This is a genomic window from Bradyrhizobium iriomotense (genome assembly GCF_018130765.1).
Classification (GTDB): Bacteria; Pseudomonadota; Alphaproteobacteria; order Rhizobiales; family Xanthobacteraceae; genus Bradyrhizobium; species Bradyrhizobium iriomotense_A.
In genome coordinates this window covers 209,802-229,126 of record NZ_JAFCJZ010000006.1, presented here as the reverse complement: position 1 = coordinate 229,126, position 19,325 = coordinate 209,802, and the positions used below count along the sequence as shown (strand labels likewise).

Below are 19,325 nucleotides of genomic sequence, written 5' to 3'. Positions count from 1 at the left end.
GCCATCTCGGCCTACAGACGAGGTCATTTGCCGTTCACCCCCGGGCATCGCGAAAATGCGTCGCGATACCGCCGCGGTTCGTTTCGGCGATCACGCAAGCGAGAAGCACACATGGCTGTCACAGCAAATTTTTCCGCCGGAATTCTCTCCATCTTTGGCAATAGCCTGAGCAATACGATCGCGTTGGGCCGCAATGCGGCCGGAACGATCATCGTCAACGGCGGCGCAGTCGCGATCAAGGGTGGGCCCGCGACGGTCGCCAACACCAAGTTGATCCAGGCCTTCGGCCAGGACGGCAACGACATCATCACCATCGACGAGAGCAACGGCGCGATGCCCGCGGCGAACCTGTTCGGCGGCGCCGGCAACGATACGCTCACAGGCGGGTCCGGCGGCGACATGCTGTTCGGCCAGTCCGGCAACGACACGCTGTTCGGCAAGGGCGGCAACGACCTATTGTTCGGCGGCTCCGGCAATGACGTGCTGGTCGGCGGCGACGGCAACGACCAGATGTTCGGTGAAGCCGGCAACGACCGCATGGTCTGGAACCCCGGCGACGACAGCGACCTGATGGAAGGCGGCGAAGGCATCGACACCGCGGAGGTGAACGGCGGCAACGGCAGCGAGACCTTCACCATCACGGCCAACGGCACGCGCGTCCGCTTCGACCGCCTCGAACCGGCGCCGTTCTCGCTGGACATCGGCACCACCGAAAATCTCGTGGTCCATGCCAATGGCGGCGATGACCTCATCACCGCCACCGGCAATCTCGCGGCGCTCATCACGCTGACGCTCGACGGCGGGGCCGGCAATGACACGATCCTCGGCGGCAATGGCGCGGACCTCCTGCTGGGCGGCGACGGCAACGATTTCATCGACGGCAACCAGGGCAACGACACCGCCTTGCTGGGCGACGGCAACGATCTCTTCCAGTGGGATCCGGGCGACGGCAGCGACAAGGTGGACGGTCAGGCCGGGACCGACACCCTGCTGTTCAACGGCTCGAACATCGGCGAGAACATCGCCCTCTCCGCCGCCAGTGGCGGACGCGTGCTGCTGACCCGCGATGTCGGCAGCATCACGATGGACCTCGACGGCATCGAGACCGTCACGATCGGCGCACGCGGCGGCAGCGACAATATCGTCGTCAACAACCTCGCTGGAACCGACGTGAAGCAGGTCAATGTCGACCTCGGCTCGGCCGGGACCGGCGACGGCGCGGCCGATACGGTGACGCTCGAGGGTACGGGCAGCGCCGATGCGATCCAGCTGTCCGGCTCGGGCACGTCGGCATCGGTCACGGGATTGCCCGCCGCCCTCTCCATCACCAACGCTGAAGGCGCCAACGATGCGCTCGTCATCGAGGGCCTCGGCGGCAACGACGCGATCTCGGCGGCCATGCTGGCCGCGGGGGTCGTGCATCTGACGATCGACGGCGGCGCCGGCAACGATACGATCGTCGGCAGCGCCGGCAACGACACGCTGATCGGCGGCGACGGCAACGATTTCGTAACGGGCGGCCGCGGCGACGACCTCGTGCAACTCGGCAACGGCGGTGACGTCTTCCAGTGGAATCCAGGCGACGGCAGCGACACCATCGAGGGCGGCGCCGGCGTCGACGCGCTGCGGTTCTTCGGTGCCAACATTGCCGAGAATATCACCATTGCGGCGAACGGCGATCACGCCCGGCTCGCGCGGGACGTCGCAAACATCACGATGGATCTGCACGGCGTCGAGCATATCGATCTCCACGCGCTGGGCGGTACTGACCACATTGCGGTGGGTGATCTGACCGGGACCGATTTGACGCAGGTGAACATCGACCTCGGCGGTTCGGCGGGAACGCCCGATGGCGCCGTCGATACCGTCACGGTCGATGCAACCCAGGGCGCCGACTCGTTCGGCGTCAGCGGCAATGCCGGCGGCGTGACCGTGTTCGGCCTGCACACGGCCACCAACCTGGTCTCCATGGACGCAACCGACCAGCTGACGCTCAACGGCCTCGGCGGCGACGACGCGATCGACGCCAGCGGGCTCGCTGCCGGCGTGCTGCAACTGACGATCAACGGCGGCCTTGGCAACGACACCATCCGCGGCAGCCAGGGCGATGACGTGATCAACGGCGGCGACGGCAACGACGTCGCGCTGATGGGCGCGGGCAACGACACGTTCGTCTGGAATCCCGGCGACGACAACGACACGGTCGAGGGCCAGGGCGGTAACGACACGCTCCTGTTCAACGGCGCCAACATCGCCGAGACCATCAACATCTTCGCGAACGGCGATCGTGCCGAGCTCACGCGGGACGTCGCGTCGATCACGATGGATACGCACGGCGTCGAGACGATCGCGTTCAATGCCCGTGGTGGCGCCGATACCATCAATGTCGGCGACATGAGCGGGACCGACGTGACGGAGGTCAAGATCGACCTCGGCGGTGTTCCCGGCACCCCCGGCGGCGACGGCGCGGCCGACAACATCGTGATCAACGGCACCGGCGGCGACGACGTCATCACGCTGTCGCTCAACAGCAACGGTGCGCTGGTGATCGACGGTCTGGCAAGCCAGGTCGTGATCGAGAACTTCGACTTCAACGACACCATCACCATCAACGGCCTCGGCGGCGACGACGTGATCGAGGCGTCAGGCGTCGGCCTCGGCGGGCCGCACCTCGTTTTCGACGGCGGCGTCGGCGACGACTTGCTCATCGGCAGTGCCGGCAACGACACGCTACTCGGCGGGCTCGGCGACGATGTGCTGATCGGCGGCGACGGCACCGACGTGCTGGACGGAGGTCCCGGCGACAACGTCGTGATCCAGTCGTTGCTCGCCAATGCGAGCTTCCACGCCGGCACGCTGGTCTGAGCCGACGGTCGCGCTTCGCCCGGCAATGGCCCGTTTTGCTTGCCGGGCGACGCAAGGGCCCGTTGCCCGGATGGCGCGGAGCGCTATCCGGGCTACGGCGCTTTGACGACTATGTGAGTCCTGATACTCTGCACCCCGTCGTGGTCCGGCGGGCCATGCCATCAATCGTTGAACCAAGCTGCCGAGAGGAAGCGGATGAGAAGCGTGACGCTCCTGGCTCTCGGCCTCATGTTTGTCGGCGCATGGTCGCACGACAGTGCGAGAGGCCAGACTTCGGTCTCCCCGCCCGTTTCGCTTGCTCCGCCCGATGCATCGCCGCCACGCCCGAGTGCCACCAAGCCCGCCCGGGTGACGACAAACAGAACTCCGCCGGCGGCGTCCGGCAGAGAGCCTTCGCCAGCCGTGATTGGCATGCCTCAGCCGAACCCGGCCGCCGACTACGACGGTTTCAGCGTCGGCACTGTCGATGACAATGACACCCCGAGCCAGGTGACGCCGCCTGTGAGGTCACGCGCCGCAAAGGACAGCAGGCCTAATCCGGATACAAATGACCTCGATCAGGAAGATGGAGCGTTAAAGCGAAAGCTGATGATCTGCCAGAACTGCAAATAGGACGTTGTCAGTCTGCTCCGGACTGCGGCTGTGGCGGCTGGCAAGCTCGTAGCCCGGATGGAGCGCAGCGAAATCCGGGGAGCAGGTCCCGCGGATGCAGTTACTTCGAAGGTTTGCTGACGCCGTTCACCTGCCCCCAACCTCAACCGCTTCCAGGACCACGGCCGTCCGATCAGCCAGCTCGGGAATTTTGGCCAGGTAGGCCTGGTAATGCGGCGTGGTTCGGTGAGCTTCGACGGCAGCAACGTCCCGGTACAGCTCGTCAAGAACGTAGCGATCTTCGTTCGATGTGTCGCGCCAGACATCCCAGTGCAGGTTGCCAGGTTCGGCCCTGGAATGCGGTGCCATGCCAACAAGCAGTGCTCTGAGTTCAGCGGACTTGCCCGGGCGAGCAACCAGGATAGCGGTGATCTTGGATGGCGATTGCGTCATTCGATAGCTCCCAACGCGAGGGCAAGCGCGGCTTCAGATACCGAGCCCGTCCCTCGCGAATTGCATCCACTCCGAGATTTCAGATGTTCGCGTCACCGGTCCTTGAGGGCGGACAGCAACTCTCTTCCCAGCGGCCCGGCCGAAGCGGGGTTCTGCCCCGTGATGAGCCGGCCATCGACGACGACGTGAGGTTGCCAGTTGGCTGCCGACGAGTACTCGGCACCCTCTGCCCTTAATGCGTCCTCAAGCTCGTAAGGCACATCGTCCCGGGCGTAGTCGTACTCTTCCTTCTTCGAGAAGGACGTGAGCTTCTTGCCGCGTACGAACGGGATGCCATCACCAAGGTTGACGCCAAGCAGCGCGCACGGTCCGTGACAAACAGCGGCGACGAGCTTGCCTGTGCTCCAGGCGCGCACGATGGCATTCTGGACCGTTGTATTGCGCTGGATGTCCACCATGGGCCCAAGACCGCCGGGCACCAGGATGGCGTCGTAGTCGGCAGCGTCCACCTCCGACAGTTTGCGACTGCGATTCAAGCGGCGAAAGGCTTTACTCGCGAGAAAATCTTTCTGAGCGGGATCTTTCTCGTCGTACGCATCGTAAGGCGTCCATCCCCCGGCTGGGGACGCGAACTCCACCGCGACCCCAGCCTTGTCAAGCACCTCGAAGGGATGGGCGACCTCGGCGAAAAAGAAGCCGGTCTTGCGACTATGCGGACCGAGCACGGCTGCGTTGGTGACGATGAAGAGGACATGTTGGGTCATGGTTTTCTCCATTGGATGACGCCATATGGGATCGCGTTGGCGCGACGCGGCGAACGCATCAGTTCGGACAGGGTTGCCCGGCCGCTCCCCACATCGCCATGTCCTTGACGTGGTCCTCGAAGGTGCCCGGCGGCGTGGAGCGGCCTGCTCCGGGGGCCCAACCCCTCGGGATGAAGCCGTTCAGCGAGGCGTCGTGGCGCAGATGCTCGAGCAGGCCGGCGGCGTCGCGGCCGCCATTGCGCTTGGGGTCCTTCAGCTGCGCGCAGATCTCGGCGCCGCTCTTGCCGAACCAGATGAAGGCCACCGGCGCGAGCTGCCAGTCGATGCCGGCGCGCGGCGGCGAAGGTGCCGGCTCGTTGGCCTGGGTCGAGGTCATGTGGCAGGTCGAGCAGGCCAGCTTCTCGGCGCCGATGCGGCTCTCTCCGCCGTGGATGTTCATGCCGTGCACGCGGGGCTTGGTCTCGCCTGCCGGTGTCCAGATCGGGATCGCCTTGGCGTCGACGTGGCAGTTAGCGCAACGCGGATGTGTCACCACGGCTTCGATCCGCTTCCAGGCCTCCAGCCCCTCGGCGCGACTGACGCTGCCCGGCGGCAAGACATCGTTTTTGGCTTCGTCCTTGGCCGCAACAATTCCCGTGAGGGCCGCGATTGACGCCGCGGCGAGCGCGACCGCGATCAGAGATCTCTTCATCATCCACCCTCACACAAAGTCGATGAACTTGTTGAAAGGCATTTCGCGGATGCGCTTTCCGGTCGCCGCAAAGATCGCGTTCGCAAGCGCGGGCGCTGCCGGCGGAACCGGCGGCTCTCCGACGCCCCTCACCTTCGGATCGTTCTCGAGCCCGCGAACCTCGATGACCGGGCACTGATAAATCCGCATGGCTTCGTGGTGGTTGTAGTTGGTCTGCTGCACCGCGCCCTTGGCGTAGGTGAGCTCGCAGTTGATGGCGTGGCCGAGCCCCCAGACGACGCCGCCCTGTACCTGGTTCTCGAAATTGACGGGGTCGACGACCTTGCCGACATCGACCGCGACCCAGACCTTGTCGATCCTGATGCCGCGGTCCGTAATCGAGACTTCGACGACTTCGGCCGTCGGTGTCCCGAACGACTCGACGAAAGCGACGCCGCGCCCCCGGCCGTTGCCGAGCGGTCCCTTCCAGTCCGACATCTCCGCGACCGTCTCCAGCACCTTGCGATAGTGCGGCACGGTGCACATCGCGATGCGCGCCTTCATGGGATCGAGACCCGCCGCATGGATCAGTTCGTCGATAAAGCTTTCGGTGAAGAAGCCTGATGTCGAGGCGCCGACCGAGCGCCACGTGGTGCTCGGCGACAGTCCCTGCGCCTCGTAGCTGGTGGCCCGGAAATTGGGGATGTCGTAATAGACGTTCCACAGGCCAGCGGCCAATTGCCCGTCGGGATCCTTCGACGGCGTGCCCGAACGTTCGAGCAGACCCTTGAGCGGAGTCGTCGAGGCCAGAGCAAGATCGGCTGCGACGATCTTGCTCTTGTCGACGCTGCCCCGGTGCCTGGCGATCGCAATCTGCCGCGGAATGTCCTGAAGGAAATCCTCCTCGCGCGAGAACACGAGCTTGATCGGCGTGCCCTTCATCTGATTGGCGATCTCGGCGAGAACGCGAACGTTCTCGTATTCGAGACGATGGCCAAAGCTTCCACCGGCCCACTGATTGTGGAAGGTGACCTGTTCCGGCTTGAGGCCGATCGCCGTCGCCGCGACCGACTGCACGAATCGCGGGCTCTGATGGCTGACCCAGATCTCCATCCCCTTGTCGGTCACGAGACCGATCCCGTTCAGCGGCTCGAGCGGCTGATGCGCCACGTAAGGAGCGCGATACTCGGCTTCGACGAGCTTGCCCATCTTCAGGCCGGCGTCGATATCGCCGATCTTCCGCCACTCCTTGCCGAGGAATTCAGGCTTGAACGAGGATCCCAGAACCTTCCAATGGTCGGCCTGCTCGGCGGGATAGGCCGAGGGCGCCCACTCGCAAGCGATGGCGTCGACCGCCTTCATGGCGTACCAGCTGTTCGTGGCGATCACCGCGACGCCGTTCTTGATCTCGAGGACCTTCTTGACCCCCGGCATCGCGCGCGCCTTGCTGGCGTCGTATGACTTCAGCGGCTGCCCCTTGGCGGGGTTCAGCTTGACGGAGGCGTACAGCATGCCGTCCGTTTTCAGGTCGATGCCGAACTTCAGCTCGCCCATCACTTTCGCGCGGATGTCGAGCCGCGTCATCGGCTTGCCCAGCATGCGCCATGTCGAGGGATCGCGCGGCTTGGCATCGAGCACCGGCGGAATCCTCGCCGCGTCCGCGGACAGATCGACATAGGCGATCTTGGTGCCATTGGGCAGGATCACATGGCCCGACTGGGTGCGCAGGTCCGCCACGGCGACGCCCGAGCGTTTGGCGGCGGCGGCCTTCAGCGTCTCGCGCGCGACCGCGCCGGCGACACGCAGCTTGTCGTAGGTATCCGGCAGCGTGCTCGACCCACCGGTCATCTGCAGACCAGATTGTCGCAGCCATTCGAGCGTCTTGGCGCGCGCTTCCTCGGCGGCTGGACTTTGGTCCGCGGCCACGAACGGCGCGAACTCGTCGGCGAAGCCGGTGTTGAAATAGGCAGGACTCGGGCCGGCGAAGCGGACTTCGAACTGGCCGGGGTCGAGGTCCATCTCTTCGGCGATCATGATCGGCTGCACCGAGCCGACACCCTGGCCGATGTCGGCATGCTGCGCGATCAGCGTGATCTTGTCCGGGCTGATCTCGACCCAGGGATTGAAGGTCACTGCGTTCGGCCCGAGACCGGCGGTCAGCGGATTGTCACTGGCGGCGCCGGTGGCCGCTTCAGCACTGCCGTAGGCGCCGAAGGCGATGCCGCCGGCGATTGCGGCGGAGCCAAAGACAAAAGCGCGGCGGGAGAGGCTCTGCATGTGGCCCATCTCACTTCTCCGCCATCTTCTTCGCGGCCGCCGCATGGATCGCCGCGCGGATGCGCGGATAGGTGCCGCAGCGGCAGAGATTGCCCGACATCACCTGGTCGATCTCGTCGTCCGTCGGATTGGAGATCAGATCGAGCAGCGAGATGGCCTGCATGATCTGGCCGGTCTGACAGTAGCCGCATTGCGGCACCTGATGTTCGATCCAGGCCTGGATGACCGGGTTCTGATCCCTTTTCTCCAGGCCTTCGAGCGTAACGACCGACTTGCCCGCGACCTCGCCGATATGCGCCTGGCAGGACCGCACGGCCATGCCGTCGATCTGAACCGTGCACGCGCCGCATTGCGCGACCCCGCAGCCATATTTGGGACTGGTGATGCCGAGTTCGTCGCGCAGCACCCACAACAGCGGCATCTCGGCAACGACGTCGACCTGGCGCTTGGTCCCATTGACAGTGAGTTCGATCATGCCGATGTGTCCCTTCGCAATGTCGAGGCTAGCGTGCTCTCGAAGTTTCAAGACTGTCAAACTCAAACCCTGCAGCACCGGCGCTCACTTTCGAATTCGCACGATAAAGGGTCGCTGCTGTCAGTCGGTGGCAAGCTGCATGCGCTAGGTTGCCTATTGCGACAGCAGCGCGTCGCATGCAGTGCGCCTACTCGTCGCGCGACACTTTGATCAATATTGCGACGCCCCTGTGGACGACAGAGTAGCGATCGCGCCTCCTGCATGGCTGACCTACCTGCGGGCGCGATCAACTACGCTTTACGCTTCCCGGATTTCCTGATCCTCTCTCTTCAACCAGCCGGATCAACCGGCCTCTGCCTGAGGAGAGAGACGTCATGAAGCTCGGCACTGCGATTGCGGAAATCATGCGGCGCGAGGGGATCGAGATCCTCTGCGGCTATCCGGTCAACCACCTGATCGAGCATGCGGCCAAAGCCGAGATCCGTCCCGTCATGGTGCGGCAGGAGCGCGTCGGCATCCACATGGCGGATGCGATCTCGCGGGTGACGTCGGGGCGCAGCGTCGGCGCGTTCTGCATGCAGCACGGGCCCGGCGCCGAGAATGCGATGGGCGGCGTCGCGCAGTGCTTCGGCGAATCCGTTCCCGTGCTGGTGCTGCCGATGGGCTATCAGCGCCGGCTGGCGCATATCGAGCCGAACTTCAATTCCAGCGAGGCGATGAAGCCGTTCGCGAAATCGTCCGAGCCGATCATCCTGGCCGCGGAGGTCGCCAATATCTTCCGCCGCGCCTTCACCAAGCTGAAGAACGGCCGCGGCGGGCCCGTGATCGTCGAGATCCCCTCCGACATGTGGAACGAGGAGGTGCCGGAGCCGCTGAATTACACGCCAGTGCTGCGCACCCGCTACGGCGCGGACCCCGTGCACGTGAAGGAAGCCGCCAGCCTGCTCGTCAACGCGAAGCGGCCGGTGATCTATGCCGGCCAGGGCGTTCACTACGCGCAGGCGTGGCCGCAACTGAAGCGCCTCGCCGAGCGGCTCGCTATACCCGTCACCACCAGCCTCGGCGGCAAATCGGCGTTTCCGGAGACGCATCCGCTCTCGCTCGGCTCCGGCGGCCTCGCGGTGCCGCGCGCCGTCCCGAAATTCCTCGCCGAGGCCGACGTCATCTTGGGTATCGGCTGCTCCTTCACCGAGACCAATTTCGGCATCGCGATGCCCAAGGGCAAGACCATCATCCATTCCACGCTCGATCCGAACCATCTCAACAAGGATGTGGAGGCGAAGATCGGCCTCGTCGGCGACGCCGGTCTCGTGCTCGATGCGCTGCTGGAGGAGATCGGCAAGACCGTCACCGCCGATCGCGACGCCTCGGCGGTCGCGGCCGAGATCGCGGCCTCGCACAAGGAGTGGCTGGCGAAGTGGATGCCGAAGCTCACCAGCAATGACGCACCGTTAAGTCCTTATCGCGTGCTATGGGACCTGCAGCACACCGTCGACGTCAAGAACACCATCATCACGCATGATGCCGGCAGCCCGCGCGACCAGCTCTCGCCGTTCTGGAAGGCGGTGGAGCCCCTCACTTATCTCGGCTGGGGCAAGACGACCCAGCTCGGCTACGGCCTCGGGCTCGCGATGGGCGCAAAGCTGGCAAAGCCCGACAAGCTCTGCATCAACGTCTGGGGCGACGCCGCCATCGGCTTCACCGGCATGGATTTCGAGACCGCCGTGCGCGAGCGCATTCCGATCATGTCGATCCTGCTTAACAATTTCTCGATGGCGATCGAGTTGAAGGTAATGCCGATCTCGACCGAAAAATATCGCTCGACCGACATCTCCGGCGATTATGCCGCGATGGCGCGCGCCTTCGGCGGCTATGGCGAGCGCGTGGAGAGGCCGGAGGACATCGTCCCCGCGATCAAGCGCGGCATCCAGAAGACGCAGGAAGGCATCCCGGTGCTCTTGGAGTTCATCACCAGCAAGGAGACCGAGGTGTCGCGGCCGGGCACGTGAGGTCTTGCCGACTTGAGTCTTGTCGACTTGAGTCTTGGCCGGCCGGGCGTTTGGCGCTAAAGGCGCAGGCTAAGGGACTTGCTCCCGGCCGCACCGGACGATCAATGACCGCGCTTACCGAGGATATGGCCTCCGCGCTGAGGCGCAGGATCGACGAGCTCGAGCAGCAGCTGAAATCGAGCGCGGCCGAGAACGCGCGCCTTGCCGATGAAAGACAGGAAGCGCTCGAGCGGCAGGCTGCGACGGCCGAGATCCTGAAGGTGATGGCGGCCTCGCCGTCCGACGTGCAGCCGGTGTTCGACACCATCGCCGCCAATGCCAACCGGCTGATCGGCGGGTTCTCCACCGCGGTGCTGCGCTACATCGACGGTGCCGCGCATCTTGCGGCGTTCACGCCGACCGATCCGGCCGGCGACCGCGTGCTGCAGGCCTCGTTCCCGGTGTCGTTCGCGCAGTTCCCGGCGTACCAGCTCGTGGCGCATGGTGCGGCGGCGCAATTGCCCGACACCGAGCTCGAGCCGGCCGCACGCGACATCGCGCGCGCCCGCGGCTTTCGCAGCATGCTGTTCGTCCCCTTGATGAGCGAGGGCGCAGCGATCGGCGTCATCATCGCCACCCGCCGGACGACCGGCACATTCGGCGACCACCATGTGCGCCTGCTCCAGACCTTCGCCGACCAGGCGGTGATCGCGCTCAACAATGTCAGCCTGTTCAACACGACCAGGGAGGCGCTGGAGCGTCAGACCGCGACCGCCGATATCCTGAAGGTGATCGCGGCCTCGCCGGCCGATGTCACCCCGGTATTCCAGGCGATCTCCGACAGTGCCAAGGCGCTGATCGGCGGCCATTCCTCCGCCGTCACACGCGTCATCGGCGGCATGCTGCATCTCGCCGCCTTCACCACTGACAATCAGGCCGGCAACGAGGAGCTGCTCAGCACGTTTCCAGCGCCACTGTCGTCCCCCGGCATTCACAGCCGGGTGGCGACGAGCGGAGAATACGCCTTCCGCAGCGACATGCAGAACGAGCCTGATCTTACGGAGGCCATGAGGGAGCTGGCGCGAACGCGGGGCTATCGCAGCATCCTGGTGATCCCGATGCTGCGCGATGGCGCGGCGATCGGCACCATCGGCGTGACGCGGCCGGAAGCCGGTCATTTCCCCGACAAGGCGATCAGCCTGCTCAAGACCTTTGCCGACCAGGCCGTGATCGCGATCGAGAACGCGCGCCTGTTCAACGAGGTGCAGCAGCGGACCAACGACCTGAGTGAGGCGCTGCAGCAGCAAACCGCAACCGCCGATGTCCTCAAGGTGATCAGCCGATCGGCGTTCGATCTTCGAGCTGTTCTGGATACACTCACCGAATCAGCTGCGCAATTGTGCGGCGCCGACATGGCCGCGATCACGCGCGAAGGCCCCGACGGCTATTATCACGCGACCAACTACAACTTCTCCATCGACTGGCTCAAGCTCGCCGAAACGCTCCGTCTCCATCCCGGAAGAGGCAGCGTGGTCGGGCGGGTGCTGCTAGAGCGCAAGGCAGTCCAGATCGAAGACGTCCCTGCCGACCCGGACTACACCTATGGAGACATTCAGAAAGCCGCCGGCTTCCGTACGCTGCTTGGAGTTCCCCTGCTGCGCAACGGCGAGCCAATCGGCGTTCTGTTCCTGGGCCGCAGGACCGTTTCTCCTTTCAGTGGGAAGCAGATCGGATTGGTCTCGACCTTCGCCGACCAGGCCGTGATCGCTATCGAGAATGCGCGACTGTTCGACGAGGTGCAGGCTCGCACGCGGGAGCTGGCGCGCTCGCTCGAAGACCTCCGGGCCGCGCAGGACCGGTTGATCCAGACCGAGAAGCTGGCCTCGCTCGGCCAGCTCACCGCCGGCATCGCGCACGAGATCAAAAACCCGCTCAACTTCGTCAACAATTTTGCCTCCCTCTCCGCGGAGCTGACGGAGGAACTGAACGAGGTGCTGGCGCCCGTCCCGCTCGCGGGCGATGTCCGCAGCGAGGTCGACGAGCTGACCGGACTTCTGAAGGACAATCTGGACAAGGTCGTGCAGCACGGCAGGCGCGCCGATTCCATCGTCAAGAACATGCTGCTGCATTCGCGCGAGGGCGGCGGCGAGCATCGCTTAAGCGACATCAATGCGCTGGTCGAAGAGAGCCTCAACCTCGCCTATCACGGCGCGCACGCCGAGAAGCCGCAGTTCGACGTGACGCTGAACCGCGAGCTCGATCCCGCGGCCAGGCAAGCCGAAGTGTTTCCGCAGGAGATCACGCGGGTGCTGCTGAACCTGATCGCGAATGGCTTTTATGCGGTGACCAGGCGCAAGGCGGAGGACCGCACCGGCGACTACGAGCCGATCGTGACCGCTATGACGCGCGATCGCGGCGAGCACGTCGAGATCCGCATCCGCGACAACGGCATCGGCATTCCGGACGAGGTAAGGGAGAAGATGTTCAATCCTTTCTTCACCACCAAGCCGGCCGGCGAAGGCACCGGCCTCGGGCTGTCGATGAGTCATGATATCGTAGTCAAGCAGCACGGCGGCACGATCGACGTCGCGACCGAACCGGGCAAGTTCACTGAGTTCACGATTCTGCTGCCGCGGAAGAGCGGTTTCCCGGACAAGGACGGACGGTAGCTTCATTCATAAGGTGCTTGCATGAATCTGACCCGGCTCATTCGGCGACAATTGGTCTCGCTGTCCGGCGTCGGCCTCATGCTGGGCGCGCTGTTCTTCGCGGCCGCGCTGACGCCGACGCTGGTGCCGCGGAGCTATCTCACCCAGGGCGCCCTCGCCGGCGCCTGCTTTGCGATCGGTTACCTCGCCGGCAACCTTTGGCGCTGGCTGTGGCACTATCTCGAATTGCCCGAGCCTTCGGCGCGCCTGCGCTCGCGTGCCAATGCACTGGTCGCAGCCGGCTGCCTGATCGTGGTCGTCATCTATCTCTGGCGCGCCGCCGAATGGCAGAACTCGATCCGCGCCGCGATGAAGATGACGCCGGTCGAGACCGCGCATCCCTTCAAGGTCTGCGCCATCGCCCTCGTCACGTTCGCCGCATTGCTGCTGCTGGGGCGGCTGTTCGCGCTTGTGTCGCACTTTCTCTCCTGGCACGCGAAGCGCATCATTCCACGCAAGGTCGCTAACGTCATTGGTGTAGTGGTCGCAGGACTGCTGTTCTGGTCGATTGCCAGCAACGTCCTGATCAGCACGGCATTTCGCGCGCTCGATTCGTCCTTCCGTGAACTCGACGCCCTGCACGAGCCCGAACGGCCGCAGCCGACCGCGCCGGATAGCACGGGAAGTCCGGCGTCGCTGGTGAAGTGGACGGAGCTCGGGCGCACGGGCCGCCGGTTCATTGCCTCGGGTCCGACCGCAGCGGACATCAGCGCCGCCACGGGCCGGGCCGCACACGACCCGGTGCGCGTCTATGTGGGCCTTGCCGGCGGAGGCACGGCGCAGGCGCGCGCGAAGCTCGCGCTGGAGGAGCTCAAGCGCCAGCACGGTTTTGAACGCAAGATCCTGATCGTGATCACGCCGACCGGCACCGGCTGGATCGATCCGTCCGCGATGGATACGATCGAATATCTCCACCACGGCGACGTCGCGAGCGTGGCGATGCAATATTCCTATCTCAACAGCCCGCTGTCGCTGCTGTTTCAGCCCGAATACGGCGCCGAGGCGTCGCGCGCGCTGTTCGCGGAAATCTACGGCTACTGGACGAGCTTGCCGAAGGACAAGCGGCCGAAGCTGTATCTCCACGGGCTCAGCCTCGGCGCCATGAACTCGGAAAAATCCGCGGAGCTGTTCGAGACGATCGGCGATCCCATTGCCGGCGCGCTCTGGAGCGGGCCACCGTTCGAGAGCCGCTTCTGGCGCTCGATCACCGCGAACCGCAATCCGGGCACGCCGGCGTGGCTGCCGGAATTCCGCGACAGCCGCTTCGTGCGCTTCATGAACCAGAACGGGCCGACGGTGCCGCCAGATACGCCCTGGGGCCCGATGCGCGTCGTCTACCTGCAACATGCCAGCGACGCGATCACGTTCTTCGCCTATCGCGATGCCTTTCAGGCCCCGGCATGGATGAGCGCTCCGCGCGGGCCGGATGTCTCACCGGAGCTGCGATGGTATCCGATCGTGACGATGCTGCAGCTCGCCCTCGACATGGCGGTCGCAAACGGCACGCCGATGGGTTTTGGCCATGTCTACGCGCCCGAGCATTACGTCGATGCCTGGGTCGCGGTCACCGATGTCCGTGATTGGTCTGCCGAAGCGCTGGCGCGGCTCAAGGAACAGCTCGCGGCGAAAGCGCGGAAGATCGGCGCAGGCAATGCCGACGACGATCCCGACCGCGGGGGCTAACCCCTACTCGGCCATCTCCACCTGCTGCGTGACGGTCGGACCGGCCAGCGGCCGCTCCTCCATCATGATCAGGCAGAGCGCAGCGCCGGTCATCAGCGCGGTGGCGGCGCCGAAGACGTAGCGGAACGCATGCCGCATGTCTTCCACGGGGATCGCGGGGACGCCACCCGCGGCGTGATGCTCGCCGGCGAGCGGAATGTCGGCGCCGAGCGCGATCAGCAGGATCGCGGCGAATGCCGCGACCGTGAACGAGGACATCAGCGAGCGGAAGAAATTCAGCGCGCCGGTGATGGTGCCGACCTGCGGCCGCGAGACCGAATTCTGGATCGAGACCACGCAGACCGGGAAGGTCGTGCCGAGGCCCAGCGCAAACGCAGCCATCAGCAGCAGCAGCCCCCACAGGGGCAAGGTGGTGACCGTGAGGCCGAGGCCACACAGCGCGGCCCAGGACGTGCCGACGATGGCGACGCGCTTGTAGTGCTTGGCGCGCGCCATGGTGCGTCCGGCGATCGCTGCGCCGCAGGTTGAGATTGCCGCCAGCGGAATCAACGCAAGGCCTGCCTCGCTGGCACTGAGGTGGTAGACCGACTCGTAATAGAGCGGGAGCTGCACGGTGAGACCCGTGATCGCACCGAGCGCACAGCCGCCGGCGGTCAGGCCGAATGGCACTACCGATCCACCGAGCAGCGGCAGCGGCAGGAACGGCTCGTCCGCACGACGCGCATGCCAGACAAAGGTGACGGCGAGCGCGACGGCACCTCCGACCAGCGCGAGCACGGTCGGCGACAGCCAGGGATAGCGCGTGCCGCCCCAGGTCAGCACCAGCATGAAAACGACAGCGGACGCCATCAGCAGCACGCCGCCGAGCCAGTCGACCTTGCGCTTGCGGTGGAACACCGGGATCTTCTTCATCTTCGGCAGCAGCAGCGCGAGTGCGGCGGCGGTGAGCGGAAGGTTGATCCAGAAGATCATCGACCAGTGCAGATGCTCGGCGAACACACCGCCGATGACGGGGCCGAGGATACCTCCGACCATCCAGACGCTGGAGAAATAGGCCTGGTACTGCCCGCGCTCGCGCGGGCTCACGACGTCGGAGATCACCGTCTGCACGACAGGCATGATGCCGCCGCCGCCGAGGCCTTGAAGGCCGCGCGCGAGGATCAGCATCGGCATGTTCGGTGCGATCGCGCACAGGATCGAGCCAATCACGAACAGGCTCAGCGAGGTGATAATCATGGCCTTGCGGCCATAGATGTCGCTCAGCGTACCGAACACGGGGGCAACGGCGGTCGAGGCAAGCAGGTAGGCCGTGATCACCCAGGACAGGTTCGAGACGTCCTGGAACTGGCGTCCGATGGTCGGCAGCGCGGTCGCCACGATGGTCTGGTCGAGGGCGGCCAGGAACATCGTCAGCATCAGGCTGATGACGATGGTGCGGACCTCGTCGGAGCTCAGCGGTGCCGGCGGCGCGATGGACGGTGCGTCATCGACGCTGATGACCTCGCTCGGAAGGCGGGACAGCTCTTCGGCGATGTCGTCGGGCAATGCCTGGATGTCGGCAGAACTGCTCTGCCGGTCGAACTTGTTCATCTCGATCGGGCGCATGGGGCGGCGCAACGCCGCGAAGGATTCGTTCTATGCAACAAATGTAGAGAGGAAAGTTCTTCCCAGGCAGGCACCGCGGCGCATGGGTGCATCCCACCCCCGGGTCATCCCGAACACGTGATCGGCGGCGCGCGGCGGCTCAATCCTTCGGGCGTCGCTTCAGGCGGGCTCGCTTCGGCAGCATCGCCGGCCATTGCACGATGTGGTCCTCGAGCTCCTCGTCCGGGACCTCCTCTTCGCTGCCCTCGACCCGGCCGCGTACGGAGACGCCGGCTTCATGAACGGTGTTGGGATCGCCTGACACCAGCGGGTGCCACCAATAGAGGTCGCGCCCCTCGGCGACGAGCTTGTAGCCGCAGCTCGGGGGCAACCAGTTCAGGGTGCGGACATTGGCCGGGGTCAGGCGGACGCAGTCCGGAACCTTGTCGGAGCGATTCGGGTAGTCCTTGCAGGCGCAGGTCGTCCCATCGAGCAGCTTGCAGCCGATATGGGTGAAATAGATCTGGCCGGTGTCCTCGTCCTCCAGCTTGTTCAGGCAGCAGCGGCCACAGCCGTCGCACAGGCTTTCCCACTCCTCCCCAGACATCTCTTCCAACGTCTTGGTTTTCCAGAAGAATCCTTCCTGGTCTGAAGTTCGTTTGGGAGCTGCGGTCATGCGCCTCAACAATAGTTCGAAAGAGCTACGGCAACGCCATCTAGGGCGGGCGGGCGTGATGGTGCAAGCAGACCCCCTTTGAGGCCCGTAATGAACCGGGGTCAATTAGGCCTGTTGTTCAAAATCGTGAGCCTGACCATTGGTTTATAGGCCCTGCTCGGCTAGAAGGAACAGCAAGTCCCCAGAGGATGCGAACCGGGCGCCTTGGGTTTGCCGCAACATTCCCTCAAGACGTCTCGATGCCGCCCCCGGCCGGGTGCTTGAACGCTTTCGAACCAAGCCTCAAGGGTTCTAGGTGCGCCAGATCATACCACCGCATTGGATGCAGAAGGTCCGGAATTTCTTCCTGGACCTCGATGCGCGCATCGACTCCTCCCTGTTCTCCTCGGCCAAGGGCATCCGCGAGCTCTACGAGCGCTACTCGACCTTCATGGACCGCTTCTATGTCGGGCGGTGGAAGCGCTGGGTGTTCATCGAGCCGCTGTCGGAGGCCGCAACGCTCGGCCTCGGCGGCCTGGTGCTGATGCTGACGCTCGCCATCCCCGCCTTCCGCGAGACCGCGGACGAGGACTGGCTGAAGAAGTCCGATCTCGCGGTGAGCTTCCTCGACCGCTACGGCAACCCGATCGGCAGCCGCGGCATCAAGCACAACGACTCCATCCCGCTGGAAGATTTCCCCGACGTCCTGATCAAGGCGACGCTGGCGACCGAAGACCGCCGCTTCTACGAGCATTTCGGCATCGACATCGCCGGCACCGCGCGCGCGCTCGTCACCAACGCGCAAGCGGGCGGCGTCCGCCAGGGCGGCTCCTCGATCACCCAGCAGCTCGCCAAGAACCTGTTCCTGAGTAACGAGCGCACCATCGAGCGCAAGGTCAACGAGGCCTTCCTCGCGATCTGGCTGGAATGGCGCCTGACCAAGAACGAGATTTTGAAGCTCTATCTCGACCGCGCCTATATGGGCGGCGGCACCTTCGGCGTCGACGGCGCGGCGCACTTCTATTTCAACAAGTCCGCGCGCGACGTGACCCTGTCGGAAGCGGCGATGCTCGCCGGCCTGTTCAAGGCTCCGACGAAGTACGCTCCGCACATCAACCTGCCTGCCGCCCGCGCCCGCGCCAACGTCGTGCTCGACAACCTCGTCGATGCCGGCTTCATGACCGAGGGCCAGGTGTTCGGCGCCCGCCGCAACCCGGCCTTCGCGGTCGATCGCCGTGACGAGGCTTCGCCCAACTACTATCTCGACTACGCCTTCGACGAGATGCGCAAGCTGGTCGACACCTTCCCGAAATCTTACGTCGAGCGCGTCTTCGTGGTACGCCTCGCCATCGACGCCAACGTGCAGAAGGCCGCCGAAGACGCCATCGAGAACCAGCTGCGCCAGTTCGGCCGCGATTATCACGCGACGCAGGCGGCGACCGTCGTCTCCGATCTCGACGGCGGCATCCGCGCCATGGTCGGCGGCCGCGACTATGGCGCCAGCCAGTTCAACCGCGCCACCGACGCCTATCGCCAGCCGGGTTCGTCGTTCAAGCCTTACGTCTATACCACCGCACTGCTGAACGGCTTCACGCCGAACTCGATCGTGGTCGACGGCCCGGTCTGCATCGGCAATTGGTGTCCGCAGAACTACGGCCATTCCTATTCCGGCTCGGTGACGCTGACGCAGGCGATCACGCGCTCGATCAACGTCGTGCCGGTGAAGCTGTCGATCGCGATCGGCCAGAAAGAACAGCCGAAGGCGCCGAACCCGGCCAAGATCGGCCGCGCCAAGATCGTCGAGGTCGCGCGCCGCTTCGGCCTCAAGGCGCCGCTGCCCGACACGCCGTCGCTGCCGATCGGCTCGGACGAAGTCACCGTGCTCGAGCATGCCGTCGCCTACGCGACGTTCCCGAACCGAGGCAAGTCGGTGACGCCGCATTCGGTGCTGGAGGTGCGCACCGGCGCCGGCGACCTGGTCTGGCGCTGGGATCGCGACGGGCCGAAGCCGAAGCAGGCCATTCCGCCGAACATCGCCGCCGACATGGCGGGCATGATGAGCCACGTCGTCAGCGAAGGCACCGCGCGCCGCGCCGCGCTCGACGGCATTCCGACCGCGGGCAAGACCGGCACGACCAATGCGTATCGCGACGCCTGGTTCGTCGGCTACACCGGCAATTTCACCTGCGCGGTCTGGTACGGCAATGACGACTATTCGCCGACCAACCGCATGACCGGCGGCTCGCTGCCGGCGCAGACCTGGCACGACATCATGGTCGCTGCGCATCAGGGCGTCGAGGTGCGGGAGATCCCCGGCATCGGCATGGGCCAGAAGCTGCCGCCGCAGCCGAAGGACGCGAACGCGCAGGCAAGCGCGGCGCCAAAAGTGCTGGAGACCAAGCCCGGTCCGCCGCCCGTGCTGACCAAGCGCGGCGCCGACATCCTGGTGCGCGTCGAGAAGCTGCTCGATGACGCGGCCAAGACCGCGACCAAATCAACCAGCAACGACACCAAGGCGGCCAAGCCGTCCTCGTCGACGAGCGCGCTCGCCTTCCCGCAGAACTATGCGGAAGAGAATGCGAACGCATCCGCCCCGCGCAAGAACTGATCGA

Annotated in this window: 13 protein-coding genes; 6 read left to right on the top strand and 7 right to left on the bottom strand. The window is 65.1% G+C overall.

The window, feature by feature from the left end; genetic code table 11:
* Positions 1-111: 111 nt before the first annotated feature.
* The gene (locus JQ635_RS13825) at positions 112-2,865 is read left to right on the top strand and encodes a beta strand repeat-containing protein (protein WP_211410415.1); all 2,754 of its coding nucleotides are present in this window, start codon (positions 112-114) and stop codon (positions 2,863-2,865) included.
* Positions 2,866-3,060: 195 nt separating this feature from the next.
* Positions 3,061-3,477, top strand: coding sequence for a hypothetical protein (locus tag JQ635_RS38970; protein WP_246583520.1), 417 nt, complete (start codon positions 3,061-3,063; stop codon positions 3,475-3,477).
* A 126-nt stretch (positions 3,478-3,603) separates the two neighbouring features.
* On the opposite strand, the gene JQ635_RS13820 is transcribed toward JQ635_RS38970, so the two are convergent.
* The 5 genes from JQ635_RS13820 to JQ635_RS13800 all read right to left on the bottom strand — a co-directional run bounded on the left by JQ635_RS13820 (position 3,604) and on the right by JQ635_RS13800 (position 8,095).
* Entirely contained in the window at positions 3,604-3,909 is a 306-nt protein-coding gene (locus tag JQ635_RS13820) for a putative quinol monooxygenase (RefSeq protein WP_211410414.1), read from the bottom strand.
* Between the two features lie 92 nt (positions 3,910-4,001).
* Positions 4,002-4,673 (bottom strand): type 1 glutamine amidotransferase domain-containing protein, encoded by a 672-nt coding sequence (locus JQ635_RS13815; protein WP_211410413.1) that lies wholly within the window; start codon positions 4,671-4,673, stop codon positions 4,002-4,004.
* A 58-nt stretch (positions 4,674-4,731) separates the two neighbouring features.
* Positions 4,732-5,367: a hypothetical protein gene (locus JQ635_RS13810; RefSeq protein WP_246583519.1), complete on the bottom strand. Its 636-nt coding sequence runs from the start codon at positions 5,365-5,367 to the stop codon at positions 4,732-4,734.
* A 6-nt stretch (positions 5,368-5,373) separates the two neighbouring features.
* Entirely contained in the window at positions 5,374-7,629 is a 2,256-nt protein-coding gene (locus tag JQ635_RS13805) for a xanthine dehydrogenase family protein molybdopterin-binding subunit (protein ID WP_211410412.1), read from the bottom strand.
* Between the two features lies 1 nt (position 7,630).
* Positions 7,631-8,095, bottom strand: coding sequence for a (2Fe-2S)-binding protein (locus JQ635_RS13800; protein ID WP_211410411.1), 465 nt, complete (start codon positions 8,093-8,095; stop codon positions 7,631-7,633).
* Between the two features lie 353 nt (positions 8,096-8,448).
* Here JQ635_RS13800 and JQ635_RS13795 point away from each other — a divergent pair, with 353 nt between their 5' ends.
* From JQ635_RS13795 to JQ635_RS13785, 3 genes are all read left to right on the top strand, one after another.
* The gene (locus JQ635_RS13795) at positions 8,449-10,104 is read left to right on the top strand and encodes a thiamine pyrophosphate-requiring protein (protein WP_283826809.1); all 1,656 of its coding nucleotides are present in this window, start codon (positions 8,449-8,451) and stop codon (positions 10,102-10,104) included.
* A 104-nt stretch (positions 10,105-10,208) separates the two neighbouring features.
* Entirely contained in the window at positions 10,209-12,752 is a 2,544-nt protein-coding gene (locus JQ635_RS13790; protein ID WP_211410409.1) for a GAF domain-containing sensor histidine kinase, read from the top strand.
* Positions 12,753-12,773: 21 nt separating this feature from the next.
* Positions 12,774-14,474: an alpha/beta hydrolase gene (locus JQ635_RS13785; protein ID WP_211410408.1), complete on the top strand. Its 1,701-nt coding sequence runs from the start codon at positions 12,774-12,776 to the stop codon at positions 14,472-14,474.
* A gap of 3 nt (positions 14,475-14,477) precedes the next feature.
* Here JQ635_RS13785 and JQ635_RS13780 read toward each other — a convergent pair whose 3' ends face one another.
* Together JQ635_RS13780 and JQ635_RS13775 are read right to left on the bottom strand one after the other, a co-directional pair.
* A complete protein-coding gene (locus JQ635_RS13780) occupies positions 14,478-16,064 on the bottom strand; it encodes an MDR family MFS transporter (RefSeq protein ID WP_211410496.1) in 1,587 nt (528 codons plus the stop codon).
* A 154-nt stretch (positions 16,065-16,218) separates the two neighbouring features.
* A complete protein-coding gene (locus JQ635_RS13775) occupies positions 16,219-16,734 on the bottom strand; it encodes a YcgN family cysteine cluster protein (RefSeq protein ID WP_211410407.1) in 516 nt (171 codons plus the stop codon).
* 295 nt (positions 16,735-17,029) lie between these two features.
* On the opposite strand from JQ635_RS13775, the gene JQ635_RS13770 reads away from it, so the two are divergent.
* Entirely contained in the window at positions 17,030-19,321 is a 2,292-nt protein-coding gene (locus JQ635_RS13770) for a transglycosylase domain-containing protein (protein WP_211410406.1), read from the top strand.
* The last annotated feature ends 4 nt before the right edge of the window (positions 19,322-19,325 follow it).

What these genes read in the sequence shown, in the direction of transcription:
- JQ635_RS13775 (WP_211410407.1), bottom strand. Translation starts at nt 16,734, where the DNA reads ATGACCGCAGCTCCCAAACGAACTTCAGACCAGGAAGGATTCTTCTGG.
- JQ635_RS13790 (WP_211410409.1), top strand. Translation starts at nt 10,209, where the DNA reads ATGACCGCGCTTACCGAGGATATGGCCTCCGCGCTGAGGCGCAGGATC.
- JQ635_RS13815 (WP_211410413.1), bottom strand. Translation starts at nt 4,673, where the DNA reads ATGACCCAACATGTCCTCTTCATCGTCACCAACGCAGCCGTGCTCGGT.
- JQ635_RS13800 (WP_211410411.1), bottom strand. Translation starts at nt 8,095, where the DNA reads ATGATCGAACTCACTGTCAATGGGACCAAGCGCCAGGTCGACGTCGTT.
- JQ635_RS13810 (WP_246583519.1), bottom strand. Translation starts at nt 5,367, where the DNA reads ATGATGAAGAGATCTCTGATCGCGGTCGCGCTCGCCGCGGCGTCAATC.
- JQ635_RS38970 (WP_246583520.1), top strand. Translation starts at nt 3,061, where the DNA reads ATGAGAAGCGTGACGCTCCTGGCTCTCGGCCTCATGTTTGTCGGCGCA.
- JQ635_RS13820 (WP_211410414.1), bottom strand. Translation starts at nt 3,909, where the DNA reads ATGACGCAATCGCCATCCAAGATCACCGCTATCCTGGTTGCTCGCCCG.
- JQ635_RS13805 (WP_211410412.1), bottom strand. Translation starts at nt 7,629, where the DNA reads ATGGGCCACATGCAGAGCCTCTCCCGCCGCGCTTTTGTCTTTGGCTCC.
- JQ635_RS13825 (WP_211410415.1), top strand. Translation starts at nt 112, where the DNA reads ATGGCTGTCACAGCAAATTTTTCCGCCGGAATTCTCTCCATCTTTGGC.
- JQ635_RS13785 (WP_211410408.1), top strand. Translation starts at nt 12,774, where the DNA reads ATGAATCTGACCCGGCTCATTCGGCGACAATTGGTCTCGCTGTCCGGC.
- JQ635_RS13780 (WP_211410496.1), bottom strand. Translation starts at nt 16,064, where the DNA reads ATGAACAAGTTCGACCGGCAGAGCAGTTCTGCCGACATCCAGGCATTG.